Origin of the sequence: Mucilaginibacter polytrichastri, assembly GCF_001911425.1 — a bacterium.
In the GTDB taxonomy this organism is placed as follows: domain Bacteria; phylum Bacteroidota; class Bacteroidia; order Sphingobacteriales; family Sphingobacteriaceae; genus Mucilaginibacter; species Mucilaginibacter polytrichastri.
In genome coordinates, this window is the sequence record NZ_MPPL01000001.1 from 3,033,199 (window position 1) to 3,049,308 (window position 16,110).

The 16,110-nt window shown below is 42.1% G+C and carries 12 protein-coding genes; 6 read left to right on the forward strand and 6 right to left on the reverse strand.

Going from position 1 to position 16,110, the window contains the following annotated elements:
• Nucleotides 1–400: 400 nt before the first annotated feature.
• Nucleotides 401–2,125 (forward strand): lysine--tRNA ligase, encoded by a 1,725-nt coding sequence (lysS, locus tag RG47T_RS12940; RefSeq protein ID WP_074489864.1) that lies wholly within the window; start codon nucleotides 401–403, stop codon nucleotides 2,123–2,125.
• Between the two features lie 166 nt (nucleotides 2,126–2,291).
• Nucleotides 2,292–2,495 (forward strand): hypothetical protein, encoded by a 204-nt coding sequence (locus RG47T_RS12945; RefSeq protein WP_139235762.1) that lies wholly within the window; start codon nucleotides 2,292–2,294, stop codon nucleotides 2,493–2,495.
• Nucleotides 2,496–2,536: 41 nt separating this feature from the next.
• Here RG47T_RS12945 and RG47T_RS12950 read toward each other — a convergent pair whose 3' ends face one another.
• Complete coding sequence (locus tag RG47T_RS12950) at nucleotides 2,537–3,082, reverse strand: hypothetical protein (protein WP_074489866.1); 546 nt, start codon at nucleotides 3,080–3,082, stop codon at nucleotides 2,537–2,539.
• 72 nt (nucleotides 3,083–3,154) lie between these two features.
• On the opposite strand from RG47T_RS12950, the gene ung reads away from it, so the two are divergent.
• Nucleotides 3,155–3,832, forward strand: a complete 678-nt coding sequence (gene ung / locus RG47T_RS12955) for a uracil-DNA glycosylase (protein ID WP_074489867.1) — start codon at nucleotides 3,155–3,157, stop codon at nucleotides 3,830–3,832.
• Between the two features lie 87 nt (nucleotides 3,833–3,919).
• On the opposite strand, the gene RG47T_RS12960 is transcribed toward ung, so the two are convergent.
• From RG47T_RS12960 to RG47T_RS12970, 3 genes are all read right to left on the reverse strand, one after another.
• On the reverse strand, nucleotides 3,920–5,359 hold the full coding sequence (locus tag RG47T_RS12960; protein ID WP_074489868.1) for a RagB/SusD family nutrient uptake outer membrane protein: 1,440 nt from the start codon (nucleotides 5,357–5,359) through the stop codon (nucleotides 3,920–3,922).
• A gap of 13 nt (nucleotides 5,360–5,372) precedes the next feature.
• Nucleotides 5,373–8,432 (reverse strand): SusC/RagA family TonB-linked outer membrane protein, encoded by a 3,060-nt coding sequence (locus tag RG47T_RS12965; RefSeq protein WP_083627398.1) that lies wholly within the window; start codon nucleotides 8,430–8,432, stop codon nucleotides 5,373–5,375.
• A gap of 487 nt (nucleotides 8,433–8,919) precedes the next feature.
• Nucleotides 8,920–9,390 carry an Lrp/AsnC family transcriptional regulator gene (locus tag RG47T_RS12970; protein WP_074489870.1) on the reverse strand — a complete coding sequence of 157 codons (471 nt, stop codon included), beginning with the start codon at nucleotides 9,388–9,390 and terminating at the stop codon, nucleotides 8,920–8,922.
• Between the two features lie 121 nt (nucleotides 9,391–9,511).
• On the opposite strand from RG47T_RS12970, the gene RG47T_RS12975 reads away from it, so the two are divergent.
• The 3 genes from RG47T_RS12975 to smpB are packed head-to-tail and all read left to right on the forward strand — an operon-like array spanning nucleotide 9,512 to nucleotide 12,508.
• Nucleotides 9,512–10,168: a metal-dependent transcriptional regulator gene (locus tag RG47T_RS12975; RefSeq protein ID WP_074489871.1), complete on the forward strand. Its 657-nt coding sequence runs from the start codon at nucleotides 9,512–9,514 to the stop codon at nucleotides 10,166–10,168.
• Complete coding sequence (locus RG47T_RS12980) at nucleotides 10,165–12,039, forward strand: Nramp family divalent metal transporter (RefSeq protein WP_074489872.1); 1,875 nt, start codon at nucleotides 10,165–10,167, stop codon at nucleotides 12,037–12,039. The genes RG47T_RS12975 and RG47T_RS12980 overlap by 4 nt, the downstream gene beginning before the upstream one ends.
• A gap of 19 nt (nucleotides 12,040–12,058) precedes the next feature.
• Nucleotides 12,059–12,508, forward strand: a complete 450-nt coding sequence (smpB, locus tag RG47T_RS12985; RefSeq protein WP_074489873.1) for an SsrA-binding protein SmpB — start codon at nucleotides 12,059–12,061, stop codon at nucleotides 12,506–12,508.
• A 332-nt stretch (nucleotides 12,509–12,840) separates the two neighbouring features.
• Here the strand turns inward: smpB and RG47T_RS12990 are convergent, their stop codons facing one another.
• Nucleotides 12,841–13,497, reverse strand: coding sequence for a protein-L-isoaspartate(D-aspartate) O-methyltransferase (locus tag RG47T_RS12990; RefSeq protein WP_074489874.1), 657 nt, complete (start codon nucleotides 13,495–13,497; stop codon nucleotides 12,841–12,843).
• Between the two features lie 126 nt (nucleotides 13,498–13,623).
• A complete protein-coding gene (priA, locus tag RG47T_RS12995; protein WP_074489875.1) occupies nucleotides 13,624–16,110 on the reverse strand; it encodes a replication restart helicase PriA in 2,487 nt (828 codons plus the stop codon).

Consider the following 16,110-nt stretch of genomic DNA (forward strand, 5'->3'; position numbering starts at 1 on the left):
ACAAGCATATAGCAGAAGCTTCTTCACATGCGTTCAGAATAAACGTTTTTTTAAGTAAATAACTAAACCATTAACACCGCCCGAACCTTGTCCGGGCATCTGCAATTTAAATATGCAGGTAGCGACATAACACTTTGTGCCTCTCCATATCCCTTTATGGCGGCGATCTTATTCGTTTCATCATAAATTATTCTGTGAATTAAAGCCTGGTGATTTACCGGGCTTTACAAAGTAAACACCTTACTTTTTAACTTTTCGTGACACAAGTGCGTCACAAGCTTAATCTGTCAACGAGATAATTCTTTAATAGGCAATTAACAAATTGACAAATCAGTAAATCGACTAATTATTTCAACCGAAAACCGTATTTTTGCAACCTTATAATTTTTAGTGTTTTACTATGAGTATTGCAGCCTTATCTGAGCAGGAAATTTTACGTCGCGAATCTTTACAGCAACTCCGCGCCCTGGGGATTAACCCCTACCCGGCCGAAGCTTATGCCGTAAATGCCTGGGCTCAGGATATTAAAGATAATTTTAACAGCAATCCGGATGCTTACCAGCAGGTACAACTTGCAGGCCGTATCATGACCCGCCGTATTATGGGTAATGCCTCTTTCTTAGAGCTGCAGGACTCTACCGGCCGTGTACAGGTTTACCTGAAACGCGATGACATTTGCCCTGGAGAAGATAAAACACTTTACAATACCGTATTTAAAAAGCTATTAGATATCGGCGATTACGTTGGTATAAAAGGCTATGTTTTTTTAACCCAGACCGGCGAAATTTCTGTGCATACACAGGAAATGACCATTCTGGCAAAATCGCTAAAACCACTGCCCGTTGTAAAACGTGACGAGGAAGGCAACACCTTCGATGGTTTTACAGACCCCGAAATGCGTTACCGCCAGCGCTATGTGGATTTAACCGTTAACCCAGATTTTAAACAGATTTTCCTGAAACGTACCAAGGTAATTAGCACTATGCGTAATTATTTTAACGAGCAGGGATGGATTGAGGTAGAAACCCCGATACTGCAACCGGTACACGGTGGCGCGGCTGCAAGGCCTTTTGCTACGCACCACAATACGCTGGATATGCCATTGTTTCTACGTATTGCCAATGAGCTTTATCTGAAACGCTTGATCGTAGCCGGTTTTGATGGCGTATATGAGTTCGGTAAAATGTTCCGTAACGAGGGCATGGACCGTACCCACAACCCGGAGTTTACCTCTATGGAGATCTATGTAGCTTACAAAGACTATATCTGGATGATGGAGATGGTGGAGCAATGCCTGGAAAAAATTGCTTTAGCCGTTAACGGTACCGCAATAGCACAGGTGGGCGAAAACCAGATCAACTTTACAGGCCCTTACGAAAGATTATCGATGTATGATTCGATCTTGAAATATACCGGCATCGATGTATCAATGATGGATGAGCCTGCTTTACGCCAAACCTGCCGCGATATGGCCATTGATGTTGACCAAAGCATGGGTAAAGGTAAACTGATAGACGAGATTTTCGGCGCAAAGGTAGAAGCGAATTTAATCCAGCCTACTTACATTACCGATTACCCTATAGAAATGACCCCGCTTGCCAAAAAGCACCGCAGTAAAGACGGCTTGGTAGAGCGGTTCGAGCTTTTTGTAAACGGAAAAGAAATTGCCAATGCCTACTCTGAATTAAATGACCCGCTGGATCAGCGCCAGCGTTTAGAGGATCAGCTGATCCTTGCTGGCCGTGGTGATGACGAGGCGATGGCGATGGACGAAGACTTTTTACGCGCCCTTGAATACGGTATGCCGCCAACATCTGGTTTAGGTATCGGTATAGACAGACTGGTAATGATGCTGACAAACCAAAGCACGATACAGGAAGTATTATTCTTTCCGCAGATGCGGCCCGAGAAAAAAGCTAAAGTGGTTACCATTGACGATTTTGTTGAAATTGGCGTACCTGCCGAGTGGGTACCGGTACTGAACAAAATGGGCTTTAATACGGTAGAAGAATTAAAGGCAGCCAACCCAAACAAAGTATTTAACGACCTTGGCGGTATGCGCAAAAAACTAAAGCTGGACATTACCATGCCGACTAAAGAAGACGCGATGATTTGGTTTAACTAAAACTAAGTTTAGTAACATGATATAACACAAAGCGGCCCGATTTAGTAGTAAATCGGGCCGCTTTTATATTTTAAACGTCAAATATTAACTGAAATTTAAAGCTTAGATAACTTTTTGTTTATTTTCCTGTTCTAACTTTATGGAAGAAGAACATAAATATAAGCATATGACTTTAGAAATAACAGAACAGGAATACCTGATCAAACTAGACCGCAAGAAATTCGGCCTTTCATTCATCCGCAGCCTGCTTAAACAAGTAGAAGTTGCGCACCCGTCTGATGAAGAATCTTTCATCCCGGACAGACACATACAACCAAGCCAGAACCACTCTTCAGAGCCGGATTATTTTGGTTCTATCGAAGAAAAATAATCCGTACACTTATATTTGTTGCACTAATTAGCGCCTGCTAATTAGTAATTGCGGTAGCCGCGTTGTACCTGTTTATCCATTTGCGCAAGCTGGCCTTTCATCATTTTTATCTGCTCGGCCAATAGCTTGTTAGTATCCTCTTTAGTTGCTTCCTGCAAATACTGTTGCGCCTCGCGCTTGTTGCGCTTTGCCATTGAAATACCCGCCAGGCTTAACTTTGCCAATGCCGTATTGTGCGACATTTTCATACCCAGGGATAAAGCTTTCTTAAAATATTTTTCAGATTTCATCGGTGCCTTGCGCGATTCGATCAAACCGATCAGCAGGTTATAGTAACCCCACTGGTTTTTCCATAATTCTTTCTCGTAATCTGTAATTTTTAACAACCATTTTTCAGATTCTTCGTTATTTTCTTTACGCAGGTAAAACTGCGCTATGATCATTTTCTCGTTAAAAAAGAAGCTTAAAAGAATGATACCACCTATCAAAAGCACTAAAATCCCCCATCCCCAAAAACCAAATGCACTCATGGCAATAGCAGCTCCAAGCACAACACAGGCTATAACAAGCCTAACAATATTTGACATAATTGTTTATGAATATATTAAAGCACAAATATCCGTTTATTTGTACGTTTAATCAACAATTACTAAATATTTATGGCGATAGATCTGGAACCATCATGGCTCGAAGTTTTGCAGAACGAATTTGAGAAACCCTACATGGTAAAACTGCGGGAATTTTTAAAAGAAGAGAAGCAAAATGGGGCACGCATATACCCCAAAAACGCAGATATTTTTAATGCGTTTAACAAAACACCTTTTAATAAAGTAAAAGTGGTTATCCTTGGGCAAGACCCATACCCCGGCGATCATCAGGCGCATGGCTTATCATTTTCGGTACAAAAGGGCATTGCCATACCAAAGTCGCTTCAAAACATATACAAAGAGCTGGTAACAGATATACCGGGCTTTACCAAGCCTGCGCATGGCAACCTGGAAGAGTGGGCCAGCCAGGGTGTGCTGCTCCTTAACGCCACCCTTACGGTACGCGCCGGCGAATCTGCATCGCACCAAAAAAAGGGATGGGAAGTATTTACAGACGAAGTGATCCGCAAATTATCTGAACAAAAAAAGGGTATTGTATTTATTCTGTGGGGCAACTATGCCCAATCAAAATTGAGTTTGATCGATCAAACCAAGCATCATATCATCAAATCTGTACACCCATCGCCGCTATCTGTAGAGCGCGGGTTTTATGGTTCTAAACCATTTTCTAAAGCAAATGAGTACCTGGTACAAGAAGGCGAAACGCCGATTGACTGGCAGATCCATTAAGTAGCTGCGTGTTGAAGTAGATCTTAAACACAACACAAAAGGCTCAGAATAAATTCTGAGCCTTTTGTGTTGTACCAAAGCTATAAATTAATAACCAGGGTTTTGCGTTAACGCACTATTAGCATCGCGTGCAGACTGTGGAATAGGTAAAATTCTATGGTAGTCTGAGATAGACACCGTTGGATATGATACATAACCATAAGCTTGTTTTGGGCGGTTAATTACCAGATTTAACCTTGTGAAGTCGAAAAAGCGCAAACCTTCAAAGGCTAATTCTTTTCTTCTTTCATTTAAGATATCGGTAATTAACTGCGCACCTGTTGAAGTATAACCTGCAAATGATGGGTCACGTACTTTGGCCAGTTGGTTTAAATAGATTTTGGCATTAGCCTCATCTCCGGTACGGGCGTAAGATTCGGCTAGTGTAACTAAAACCTCAGCATAACGGATAATCTTAGTTTCATCTTTATCTGTGTTAGAATAATTTGGAAACTTATTGATAATCCACGCTTGTTGGCCACCTCTTAAACCGCTTACCATCAATGTTCTTCTTAAATCGGTGGCAGTATAGGCACTGTATAAATCGTCTGTTGCCTGTATATCGCCATAACCTGCCTGAGAGAAAATAGCATCTAACCCGGTGTTACCCAGGTTACTTGAGGCATTTTGGTTAAGCTCGAAAATAGTTTCCAGTTTACCGGTTTGTGCTGCAGGGTTAGCCCAGAAGCCGGTGAACGCACTTGCATTTTGTGCAAGCGTATACTGCCCATTATCTACAACTAATTTAGCAGCTGTAAGTGCATTAGCATAATCGCCTTTATATAAGTATGCTCTTGATTCAATAGCTTTTGCCGCATATTTAGCAATATAGTCAGAATTGATTGCATGGAACGAAGTTCCGCCAGTTGGCATAATAGCATAAGCACTATCTAAATCGCTAACAATTTGAGTATAAACTGCACTCACTGTTGCTCTTGGCGTTTTCACGCTAAAACCGCTTACGTACGATGGTGTAGTAACTATAGGTACCCCGCTGGCAGTTGGGTTAACGGTATATGGCGCACCAAACCAGTTCACCAATTCCAGATACAATAAACCTCTTGAAGCATAAGCTTCGCCAATTAGCTGATTATTATCATCTGAAGCAGGCAGCTTTTTACCTTCGTAAATAATACGGTTAGCTTGCAAAATTGAAAAATAAGCACGTGAATAAATATTAGATGGTTCGGTAGTGGTAGAAATAAACTGGTAATTGTTTTCGAGCAAATAACGGCCCGAATTGGTAACATTTACATAAGTATTATCTGCCAGCAAATCGCCTAAAACGGGGATATCACGTCCAAACAAAGTAGTAGCCTTCATAACGTTATACATCCCGTTAACAGCATCGGCCAAATCGTTTGTTGTTTTGATAGATTCGGTTACCGTTACAGATGTACTAGGCTGCTCATCCAAAAAACTCTTTTTGCAGGCCGTTAAGGTTGCCGTTCCTGCTAATAGTATATATAGTAATTTATTAAATTTCATGTTTTTCTCTTAATTAAAATCCAACATTTAAACCAATTGTGATTGTCCTGATTTGCGGAATATCTTCGGTATTGTAACCATTAATAGGCACTTCCGGATCAAACGGTAATCGTTTATCGTAGGTTTTAGTCCACAAGTTTGTTGCACGGGCATACAGGTATAATTTACTGATACCACATTTCTTCACCACGTCAAGATTCTTAAGATCATAACCTAATGACACGTTCTTTAAACGGATGTAATCACCATAGTATAAGAAACGTGTAGAACCACTTGAAGAATTGGATGAGCTACCACCACCGTAAACGTTTTTGGGAACATCTGTTACCTGGCCCGGAGTTGTCCAGCGGTTTAGCCATGTATATTGATATTTGTTAGCACCGGTGATGTACGTACCATCATTTAAGTAATATGACCAACTGTCGCTGATGCGGTTACCAAAGTTACCATAGAAATCAAGCGCAAGGATGATACCTTTATAATTGAACGTATTGCTGAAACCACTGGTTATTTTCGGGTCGGCATGGCCATAAGGCACGCGTGCTGCAGCAGAATAATTTGTGGTTGTAGAAGTTCTGCCGGCATCAGTATACCACAATGCGTTACCATTTGCAGGATTAACGCCTGCATAGGCGCGAGTGTAATAGGTATAATAATCGTAATTGTTAGCTAACCAGTAGTTACCATTAACCTGGTTGTTTTGTGCCAGCTTAGTCATACGGTTGGCGTTGTAAGCGGCATTAAGGTTTACATTCCAGCTAAAGTCTTTTGTTTTTACTGGTACACCTTTTACTGTAAACTCCCATCCTTTGTTTTGTAAAGCACCTACGTTTTGAGCCTGGGAAGTTTGAGTAGCGCCAAATCCGCTTTCCCAAGGGATATTCACAAGCTGGATCAGACCGTCAACTTTGTTATTGTAGTAATCTACGTTAAACAATAAGCGGTCATTAAAGAAACCGAAGTCAACACCAATATCAAATTTCTTTGATGATTCCCAGGTTAAGCTGGGGTTACCAACGGTATTGTATGCCTGGCCGTTAGCCGAGTTATAGTTAAAGCCATAACCTGCTGTTGGTCTCCATTGATAATTAGCCAAAGCATTGGCATTACCTGTGGTACCGTATGAGCTTCTGATTTTAGCAGTAGTAAGGATGTTTTGTTTTTTGAAGAAATCTTCTCCATCAATATTCCAGGCACCGCCAACTGAATAAAAACTACCATATTGTTTGTCGGTACCAAATCTCGAACCACCGTCTCTTCTAAACGATCCGCTTAAAGAATATCTATTTTTGTAATTGATATTCGCCCTTGCATACAATGCATCAAAAGTGTAGTTAGATGTACTTTCTGAAGCTGTAGCTGGTGTAGCTGCATTACCAACAGCAGTTAATGTAGGCTGTGTTAGCGGGTAACCTGTAGCATATGCTGTATTTAAATAACCGGCCGATTTTTGTGCTTCGTACCCAACTGAGGCATCAACATAAAAATCTTCTACACCATGTATATTGTAGCGATAATCCAATTGGTTACGAACTAACCAGTTAGCGTAACGGCTATATTGGCTTGTCCCAGATCCGTTTAAGCTACGGGCATCGCCCATTTGGGCATTTAAGAAACTGGTTTCTTCATTGGTTTGATAGTCCATACTGGCATAGCCGGTATACTTCAATTGATCCCAGATATTCCATTTAATGGTTTGTGCACCTAAAAGACGTACGTTATTGATTCCTCTTACATCATGCGCTGCAATATAAAGCGGATTTGAATTAGATGATGTTGGGAAGTTAGCGTTACCGGTTACACTTGAGTTGATGCTGCCATCTGCATTATAACCTAACTGAAACGGCCTCAAAAAATACGCCGACGCCAAAGGGCTGCTATAATAAGCGCTGCCCTGTAACGGTGCATTTTGGTTGATGCTCGAAACGTTTAAATTAGTTGCAATAGAGAAACTTTTGCTAACGGTATGGTCTAAATTTAGGGTACCGGTAATTCTTTTTAAATAAGATTTTAAAACCGTTGCATCCTGTGTAAAGTATCCGGCTGATGTAAAAATTCTTGTTTTTTCATTACCACCGTTTACCGAAACATTGTATTGTTGCTGGCTTCCTCTTTTGGTTACCAGATCATACCAGTTATTGCCTGCCGAGTTTAAACCATAACTGGTACCTAATGCAGTTATCTGGGCCGCTGTATATTGGCCTGAATTAACAAAAGCCTCATTAAACATAGACCGGTATTGATCGGGGGTTAAAGGCTTACCTGCATCTGGTAATGGTAAGTTAGAACTTATACCACCTTCTGCATCAAAACGTACTTCTGTTTTGCCAGATTTACCCCTTTTAGTATTAATTACAATAACACCATTTGAACCACGTGAACCATAAATTGCAGTTGCAGCAGCATCTTTTAATACGGTAATATTCTCAATGTCATTATTATTGATACCGGCCAACGGGCTAAGTGTTCCTCCGGCCCTTTGCGTTAAATCAGCACCGCCATTTACAATCATACCATCAATTACGTACAATGGCTGTGCTGCTGCTGCACTTGTAATAGAGTTAATACCACGGATACGAACCTGGTTAAGTGCACCTGGCTGGCCGCTGTTAATCTGCACATTTACACCTGCAATTTCGCCTTGTAAAGCTTGTTGAAAGGTAGAAAATGGCTTGTTCTCATTTTCCGCACCTTTAACCACACCGGCCGAACCTGTATAGGTTTTTTTAGCCTGGGTACCGTACGAATCCTTAATAACCACATCAGATAGCATATGGTTATCAGATTTTAATTTAATAACCGGCAGTGCCCCTGCAGGTATAGTAATTTGTTGACCAGTAAAACCAACGTATGAAAACGCCAGCACCTGCCCTACCGAAGCGGTTAATGTAAAGTTACCGTCTCCGTCTGATAATACGCCCTGTTTTGTACCTTGAATTGACACAGATACACCAGGTAACGGCTGACCATCATCAGCACTAACTACCTTACCAGTTAGTTTCGTGTTTTGAGCCATTGCAAAGTTCATCGCAAAAATACTCAACGTAAAAAAAAATGTAAAAATTCTCTTCATATTGTCCTTATTTTTAAACAAACCTAATTATTAATATATAATTAACATAACGTTAATGCATTTATATTGAAAAAAATACATTTAAAACAATGTTTAGATTACATTATTGCATAAAAAAAGCTGGTTTATAATAAAAATTTTTAAATATCAAAAAAAGTTTAGCCAAATTAAATAATTTGATAAAATTTCAAATTTTGGACAAAAAAGTTAAATGGAAATACGAGAATGATAATTTACAGAAGCAAAAAAAGACTCAATAAGGGGAAATATCACACAAAATTAAATCTGATGATACAAAAAAGGTTAAAAACGCTTTTTAAAAGGTAAAAAGGAACTATGCTCATCTAAAAAAAAGAGCAATTCATACTTTTATTAAAATTTTTAATTAGTTATAGTTATGACATGATTAAATTATTGTTTGGAGCTTAAATCCAAGCAATTTTTCAATTTCACTACTACATTGTAAAATTTAACCGTTCAAAAAAATCTAATACTCCAGCGGTACAATCGGTTCCTTTTTACTGGTAGACATGATCATCATAGTCTGGAAGGTTTTCACCACACTAATGCGGCTGATCTTCTCCATGATTAATTGCTCGTACGATTTAATATCGCGTACGTAACACTTCAGTAAAAAATCGCACTGGCCGGTTACGTGGTGGCACTCGGTAACTTCCTTAATTTTCTGGATCTCGTCTAAGAAAATTTGGATAGTGTTGTTTTTATGAAAATCGAGCGAAATCTGGATAAATGTTTTAATGCCCAGTCCCAACTTCTCCTCATCTACCAATGCATGGTAGCTTTTTATATATTCGGCATTTTCCAGCTTACGCACACGCTCCAGCGTTGGGGCCGGAGACAAACCAATCTCGTTTGATAGTTGCAGATTGGTTATCCTGCCGTTTTCCTGTAATATTTTTAAAATCTGTAGATCAATTTTATCCAACTCTGCTGCCATGATGCAAATATAGAATGCTCTGTCAACAAAATATAATTTTTTTAAAATGCATTTAAACAAATAATAATTTTATCGGTTAAATTATTTAGATTAGTCTAAAACTTAAGTTAGATTCGTTTAAATGCAAACGTTTACAGAAGAAAACTACCTCAAAACTATTTACAAGCTCTCTGAAGATGCTGAATCAGTTACCACCAATCAACTGGCTGCTGTACTGCACACTAAGGCAGCATCTGTTACAGATATGCTGAAGAAACTTTCGGAAAAAAAGCTGATAGACTATATACCTTACTATGGCGTAACTCTTACCGAAACCGGCAAAAGAATAGCGGTAGATGTAGTGCGCAGGCACCGTTTATGGGAATACTTTTTGGTAGAAAAGCTAAATTTTAAGTGGGACGAGGTACATGAAATGGCCGAAGAACTGGAACATATTTCGTCGGTAGAGCTGGTTGACCGGCTGGATCAGTTTATGGGGCACCCCGCTTACGACCCGCATGGCGACCCCATCCCCGATAAGCATGGCCGTATAAAACAACATGAATTTAAACCAATCAGCCAGTTAAGTGTTGACGAATGCGGCGTAATATCCGGCGTGCGCGAGCACTCCCCGGCCTTTTTGCAATACCTCGAAAAACTGAACCTGATGCTGGGCAACCAGATCAGGGTGATCGAAGTATTGGTTTATGACCAATCGGTAGTGTTAACAGTTAATCAATCAGAAAACAAGATCAGCATCAGTAAAGAAGCTGCCAAAAATATTTTAGTAACCTCATGAGCGAATCTCTAGGTAATGTACACGGCTCGGTAGCCACTGATAAAAGCACCGGCTGGCGCAGATTTTTATCATTTATTGGCCCTGCCTATTTAATCTGTGTTGGTTATATGGACCCCGGCAACTGGGCAACAGACCTGGCTGCAGGCAGTCAGTTTGGGTACAGGCTCATTTGGGTATTGCTGCTCTCAAACCTTGTGGCTTTACTGCTGCAATCATTAAGCGCTCGCCTGGGTATCGTGCGCGGGCTGGATTTGGCCCAGGCATCCAAACATGCTTATAGCCGCTTTATTAACTTTTGCCTGTTTATACTGGCCCAGATAGCCATTGTGGCCTGCGATTTGGCCGAGATTATAGGTATGGCTATTGGCTTAAACCTTCTTTTTGGTTTACCGATGATCTGGGGCGTATCGCTCACGTTGCTGGATACCCTGCTCCTCTTGTTTCTAATGAACAAGGGCATGCGCAAGCTCGAAGGCTTTATTGTATCGCTGATATTTATTGTGGGCCTTTCCTTCCTTACAGAAATGTTTATTGTTAAACCAGATGTGGGCGCAATAGCCAGGGGCTTTATTCCGCATGCCTTATCGGGTAGTGCTTTATATATTGCCATTGGTATTATTGGGGCTACGGTAATGCCGCATAACCTTTACCTGCATTCCTCGCTGGTGCAAACCCGCAAAATTGAGCGGACTGACGAGGGCATCAGGAATGCTATTAAATATAATATCTGGGATACAACAATTGCGCTTAACCTGGCTTTTTTTGTCAACGCTGCTATATTGATACTGGCTGCCAGTGCATTTTTCACCAAAGGCTTTCACCAGGTAGCAGAAATTCAGGATGCTTATAAACTATTAGAGAAAATCTTCGGCAGTATGGCACCTACACTGTTTGCCATCGCGCTGATCGCCTCCGGCCAAAGTTCTACCATAACCGGTACCCTTGCCGGGCAAATTGTAATGGAAGGCCACATTAACCTGCGCATAGCGCCCTGGCTTCGCCGCTTGCTTACCAGGTTACTGGCTATTATACCTGCCTACTTTACGCTGTTATATGCGGGCACAGATGCCCTTGGCCACCTGCTGGTATTAAGCCAAGTGGTGCTGAGCTTACAGCTTGGGTTTGCTGTGATCCCGCTGATCCATTTTACATCCGACAAAGTACGGATGGGCAAATTTGTGATTAACAAATGGGTTAAAGCTACAGCCTGGGTATTTGCAGTGATGATTGTGGTACTCAATGTACAACTGGTAATACAGCAAATTGGCGAATGGAGCAAATCGGGCGCGGTATCACCTTTTGTATTGTACTCCATCATTATCCCGGTAATTATTGCCATAGGCATTTTGCTGATCTACGTAACGCTTCGCCCGTTTCTGTTTAAAACACCAGACAAACCAAACAATGTACCGCATGGCATAGCAAGCGCCATCCACGAGATAGGCAGAATCCATTACGGACACATTGGTGTATCGTTAGATTTTTCGCGAAACGATTGGGAATCTATCAGGCACGGCGTAATGCAGGGCGGCAAAGAAGCCCGGTATACCCTGATCCACGTAGTGGAAACCGCCGGGGCCAAATATCACGGTACCGATGTAATGGATATGGAAACCCAAAGTGATGCTAATAACCTGCAACAATATGCCGATGAACTTTGTAGTTTAGGTTATGATGCCCATGCCCGCATTGGTTACGGCTCTACCGCTACCGGGATTGCCGATGTGGTGAAGGATGAAAACGTTGATTTTTTGGTGATGGGATCGCACGGGCATAAATTTTTAAAAGACCTTATTTTCGGCACAACCGTTAACGAGGTACGGCATAAGGTAAAGGTGCCGGTGTTAATTGTAAAACCTCTACCTAAATAATTCGCATATTTGCAAACTAATGGCTGAAGACTTATATATAAAAAATAAAAAGGCATACTTTGAATATCATGTACTCGATGAATACGTGGCCGGGATTAAACTGTTGGGTACCGAAATTAAATCTATTCGCGATGGTAAAGCCAATTTGAATGACGCTTTCTGTACTTTCATTGATAGCCAGCTCTATATCCGTAACCTGCACATTGCAGAATATTCGCACGGCTCGTTCTATAACCACGAAGCCAAGCGCGACCGTGTTTTATTATTGAATAAAAAGGAACTCAAAAAGCTAAAAACACGCACCGAAGAAAAAGGCTTCACCATCATCCCGCTGGCCATATTTGTGAGCGACCGTGGTTTCGCCAAACTAAAAATAGCCCTTGCCCAAGGTAAAAAAACCTTCGACAAACGCGAAACTATGAAAGAACGTGATACAAAGGTTGAGATGGATAGAGCGATGAAAAGGTAAGTAGTGGTAGGATTAGTAGCAGTGGCAGTAATAAGTTATTGCACCGAAGAACCTTTAATAACCCATAATTGTGGCCTCTTAATTTTCGGGTAGCACAACACCAGCCCCAGCACTCACTTTAACAGAAAATTGAGTAGCCACGAGTTTTCTTTTTGGTACTTTTTCTTTTGCGGAAAAAGAAAAAGTACATCCACTAACGATTAATGCATCACACTACCATTCCTAATGGAAAACGGCTTGTGCTACATTTAGGTCAGTACCAATAGGTTTGGGATTGCTTCGTACCTCCCAATAACGCGTTGTGTTAAACGGGCCTTCTTGGCTCTAGGTATTCACCAAGCCTTGTCCCCTACCAACGGCACAAACCTGAAAGTATCCAGCACCACCTTCTCATAATCATTTTCGGCAACCTTAAGTATGGTTACCATTTTTTGTTCGCTTTCGCTGCCTACGGGTATAATAAGCAGGCCACCTATTTTAAGTTGTTTCAGCAATATTTCGGGCACGGTTGGGGCACCTGCGGTGACAATAATTTTATCGTAAGGCGCATGAGATTCTATCCCTCTCGAGCCATCTCCTAAAAAGAAATGTGGTTTATAACCCATATACGGCAATACCTGTTTGGTACGCTCGTAAAGCTTCTCCTGGCGTTCTATAGTATAAACCTTAGCACCTAGTTCAAGCAAAATGCAGGTTTGGTAGCCCGAGCCTGTACCTATTTCCAATACCTTGTCGTTTTTACTAACGTGCAGCAGTTGGGTTTGGTAAGCTACGGTATAAGGCTGCGAAATGGTTTGCCCCTCGCCAATCGGGAAGGCAATATCCTTGTAAGCCTGGTTCCAGAAAGTTTCGTCGAAAAAGTAGTGGCGGGGTACTTTGCCAATAGCTTGTAGCACGCGTTCGTCATCAATGCCTTTCTTCGCTAAAATATCAACCAGCCTTTTGCGGGCACCCTTTTCGCGATAATTGTCTATAAACTTGTAGGCCATTGTTAGCACAAAGTTAGGCAATTTGGGCCATGCTACAGTCTGCTATAATTTAATGTTAGTATTGACATGTTTTAAGCCTGTTGTTTTTCAGCCGCTTAATTTACTAACAGTACAAGCACATTAAATTTAATACGGATCAACATCCGGCTGTACAAGGCTGCCTTTACTGAGTTTGGTGGTTTGAAACTGCAATAGCACAGCACGAATTATATCTTTAGCCTTGTTAAGCGAGTCGGCATCCCGTTCAAACTTCAGCATAATGGTTTTAATATAGAAGTTACGGATGCGGCTTACCAGCGGATACTCGGGGCCAATAACCCGGTCGCCAAAATGCTTACGGAGTTCTGTACCCAGAAACTCGGCCTGCTGATAAAGCATATCAGGATCCTTATGCTTAATATCCAGCTGGATAAGGCGGTAAAATGGCGGGTACTTAAAACTTTTTCGTTCGTCGATCTCATTTTTGTACAGCGCAGCATAATCGTTATCTATCACCTGCTGTATTACGCGGTGGCTGGGGTCGTAAGTTTGTATCACTACCTTACCCTGCTTGCCCCTGCGGCCAGCCCTGCCGCTTACTTGGGCCAGCATCTGGAAACTACGCTCATTGGCACGAAAATCGGGATACTTTAACAGGCTATCGGCATTGATAATACCGATAACTGTAACATCGGCAAAGTCCAGCCCTTTGGCTACCATTTGGGTGCCCACTAATATGTCCAGGCGTTTTTCTTCCAGGTCATTCATAATGTTCTGAAAGGCGTTTTTGGCGCGGGTAGTATCCAGGTCCATCCGCATAATGCGGGCTTCGGGCATTAAAACGGTAAGTTCATCCTCCACCTTTTCGGTGCCAAAACCCTTATACTCTAAATGCGCCGAACCACAAGCCGGGCAAGTGGTTGGGCTATCTTCTTTATAGCCGCAGTAATGGCAATGCATTTTACCACTGCTTTTATGGAAGGTTAAACTCACATCGCAGTTAATGCATTTGGGCGTAAAGGCACAGGTTTTACACATCATTACCGGTGCATAACCACGGCGGTTCTGAAACAGGATGATCTGCTCTTTACGCTCAATCGCTTGCTTCATATCATCCATCAGCACACTGGTAAAGTGCGATTGCATGGTCTTTTTCTTCAACTCTTCGGCAATGTTCACTACCTCTATTTGCGGCATTTCTACACCGCCATAACGTGTTTTTAGTTCTGCAAAGCCGAACTTGCCATTTTGTGCATTATAGTATGATTCGATGGATGGCGTGGCAGACCCCAGCAGCACCTTACCCTGGTATAAGGCCGAAAGATAAATAGCGGCATCCCTCGCATTGTAGCGTGGTGCCGGGTCGAATTGTTTGTAAGAAGTTTCATGCTCTTCATCCACCACAATCAGCCCCAGATCTGCAAAGGGCAAAAACACCGACGAGCGCGCGCCAAGTACGATCTTGTAGCTGCCGTCCAGCACTTTCTGCCATACCTCCACCCGCTCCTGGTCGTTAAAGCGGGAGTGGTAAACACCTATAGATTCGCCGAAATACCGGCGCAAGCGTTCTATAATATGGGTGGTGAGGGCAATCTCCGGCAACAGGTAAAGCACCTGCCTGCCCGAGGCAATCATTTCCTCAATCAGTTTAATATAAAGCTGTGTTTTGCCCGACGACGTGATGCCATGCAGCAGTACCACATCCTTCTGCTCAAACTGCTCGCGAATGCTGGCTAAAACGTTTTCTTGTTCATCACTCAAAACAGCGGTGAGTTCGGGGTCATTATCGCCTTCAAAAAACAGGCGGCTCACGTTTACATCTTCGGCAATCATGATCTCTTTTTCAACCAAAGCTTTAATCACTGCCGAACTTGCGCCGGATGCTTCGATCAAATCGGGCTTGGAAACCTTTTTGCCACCCCGAGAAAGGTTGAGGTAGGCCAGCACCACATCTGCCTGTTTAGGCGCCCGCTTTTCCAGTATCTCAAACAACTCCCGCATCTGGTCGTGCTGATAAATGGGATTTAGTTTAATGTAAGTACGTTTGCGCGGTTTATAACGTTCGTTAACCGTTTCAGAAATCATGATTAGATTTTTCTCGAACATTATTTTCAAAATCGGCATTACCGTTTTTTGGCCCAGCAGCTTGGCAATGTCACTAACCGTTAACTCGGGCTGTATGTCGAGCGCATCAACAATCAGGTATTCTTTATCGTTAAGGCCCGATCTATCGATCTCGTAATCTTTGTTCAGTACAATTTTAGTTTCGCTGGCCAGTTTTAAGGCCGATGGCAGGGCGGCATTCATTACCTCGCCCGTATTGCACAGGTAATAATTGGCCATCCATTGCCAAAAACCCAATTGCACATCGGTAACTACGGGCTGCTCGTCCAGCACATCCATCAGGTATTTGGCCTCGTACTTTTCGGGCGCGTGCTCGCTGATACCGGCAATAATGGCCGTGTACAATTTGCTTTTACCAAACTGCACCACCACCCTTTTGCCTATAGCCACAGCATCGTTCAGTTCGAACGGAACGCGGTAGGTATAGTTTTTGGCAATAGCCAACGGTAAAATAACGTCAACAAAAAGCGTTTTACGGCCGGCGTTGTATGTTTCCGCAAATTCGAGCAT

Excerpts from the sequence above, each read along its gene's own strand:
- lysS (WP_074489864.1), top strand. The coding sequence starts at position 401 with ATGAGTATTGCAGCCTTATCTGAGCAGGAAATTTTACGTCGCGAATCT.
- RG47T_RS12945 (WP_139235762.1), top strand. The coding sequence starts at position 2,292 with ATGACTTTAGAAATAACAGAACAGGAATACCTGATCAAACTAGACCGC.
- RG47T_RS12950 (WP_074489866.1), bottom strand. The coding sequence starts at position 3,082 with ATGTCAAATATTGTTAGGCTTGTTATAGCCTGTGTTGTGCTTGGAGCT.
- ung (WP_074489867.1), top strand. The coding sequence starts at position 3,155 with ATGGCGATAGATCTGGAACCATCATGGCTCGAAGTTTTGCAGAACGAA.
- RG47T_RS12960 (WP_074489868.1), bottom strand. The coding sequence starts at position 5,359 with ATGAAATTTAATAAATTACTATATATACTATTAGCAGGAACGGCAACC.
- RG47T_RS12965 (WP_083627398.1), bottom strand. The coding sequence starts at position 8,432 with ATGAAGAGAATTTTTACATTTTTTTTTACGTTGAGTATTTTTGCGATG.
- RG47T_RS12970 (WP_074489870.1), bottom strand. The coding sequence starts at position 9,390 with ATGGCAGCAGAGTTGGATAAAATTGATCTACAGATTTTAAAAATATTA.
- RG47T_RS12975 (WP_074489871.1), top strand. The coding sequence starts at position 9,512 with ATGCAAACGTTTACAGAAGAAAACTACCTCAAAACTATTTACAAGCTC.
- RG47T_RS12980 (WP_074489872.1), top strand. The coding sequence starts at position 10,165 with ATGAGCGAATCTCTAGGTAATGTACACGGCTCGGTAGCCACTGATAAA.
- smpB (WP_074489873.1), top strand. The coding sequence starts at position 12,059 with ATGGCTGAAGACTTATATATAAAAAATAAAAAGGCATACTTTGAATAT.
- RG47T_RS12990 (WP_074489874.1), bottom strand. The coding sequence starts at position 13,497 with ATGGCCTACAAGTTTATAGACAATTATCGCGAAAAGGGTGCCCGCAAA.
- priA (WP_074489875.1), bottom strand. The coding sequence starts at position 16,110 with ATGCTCGAATTTGCGGAAACATACAACGCCGGCCGTAAAACGCTTTTT.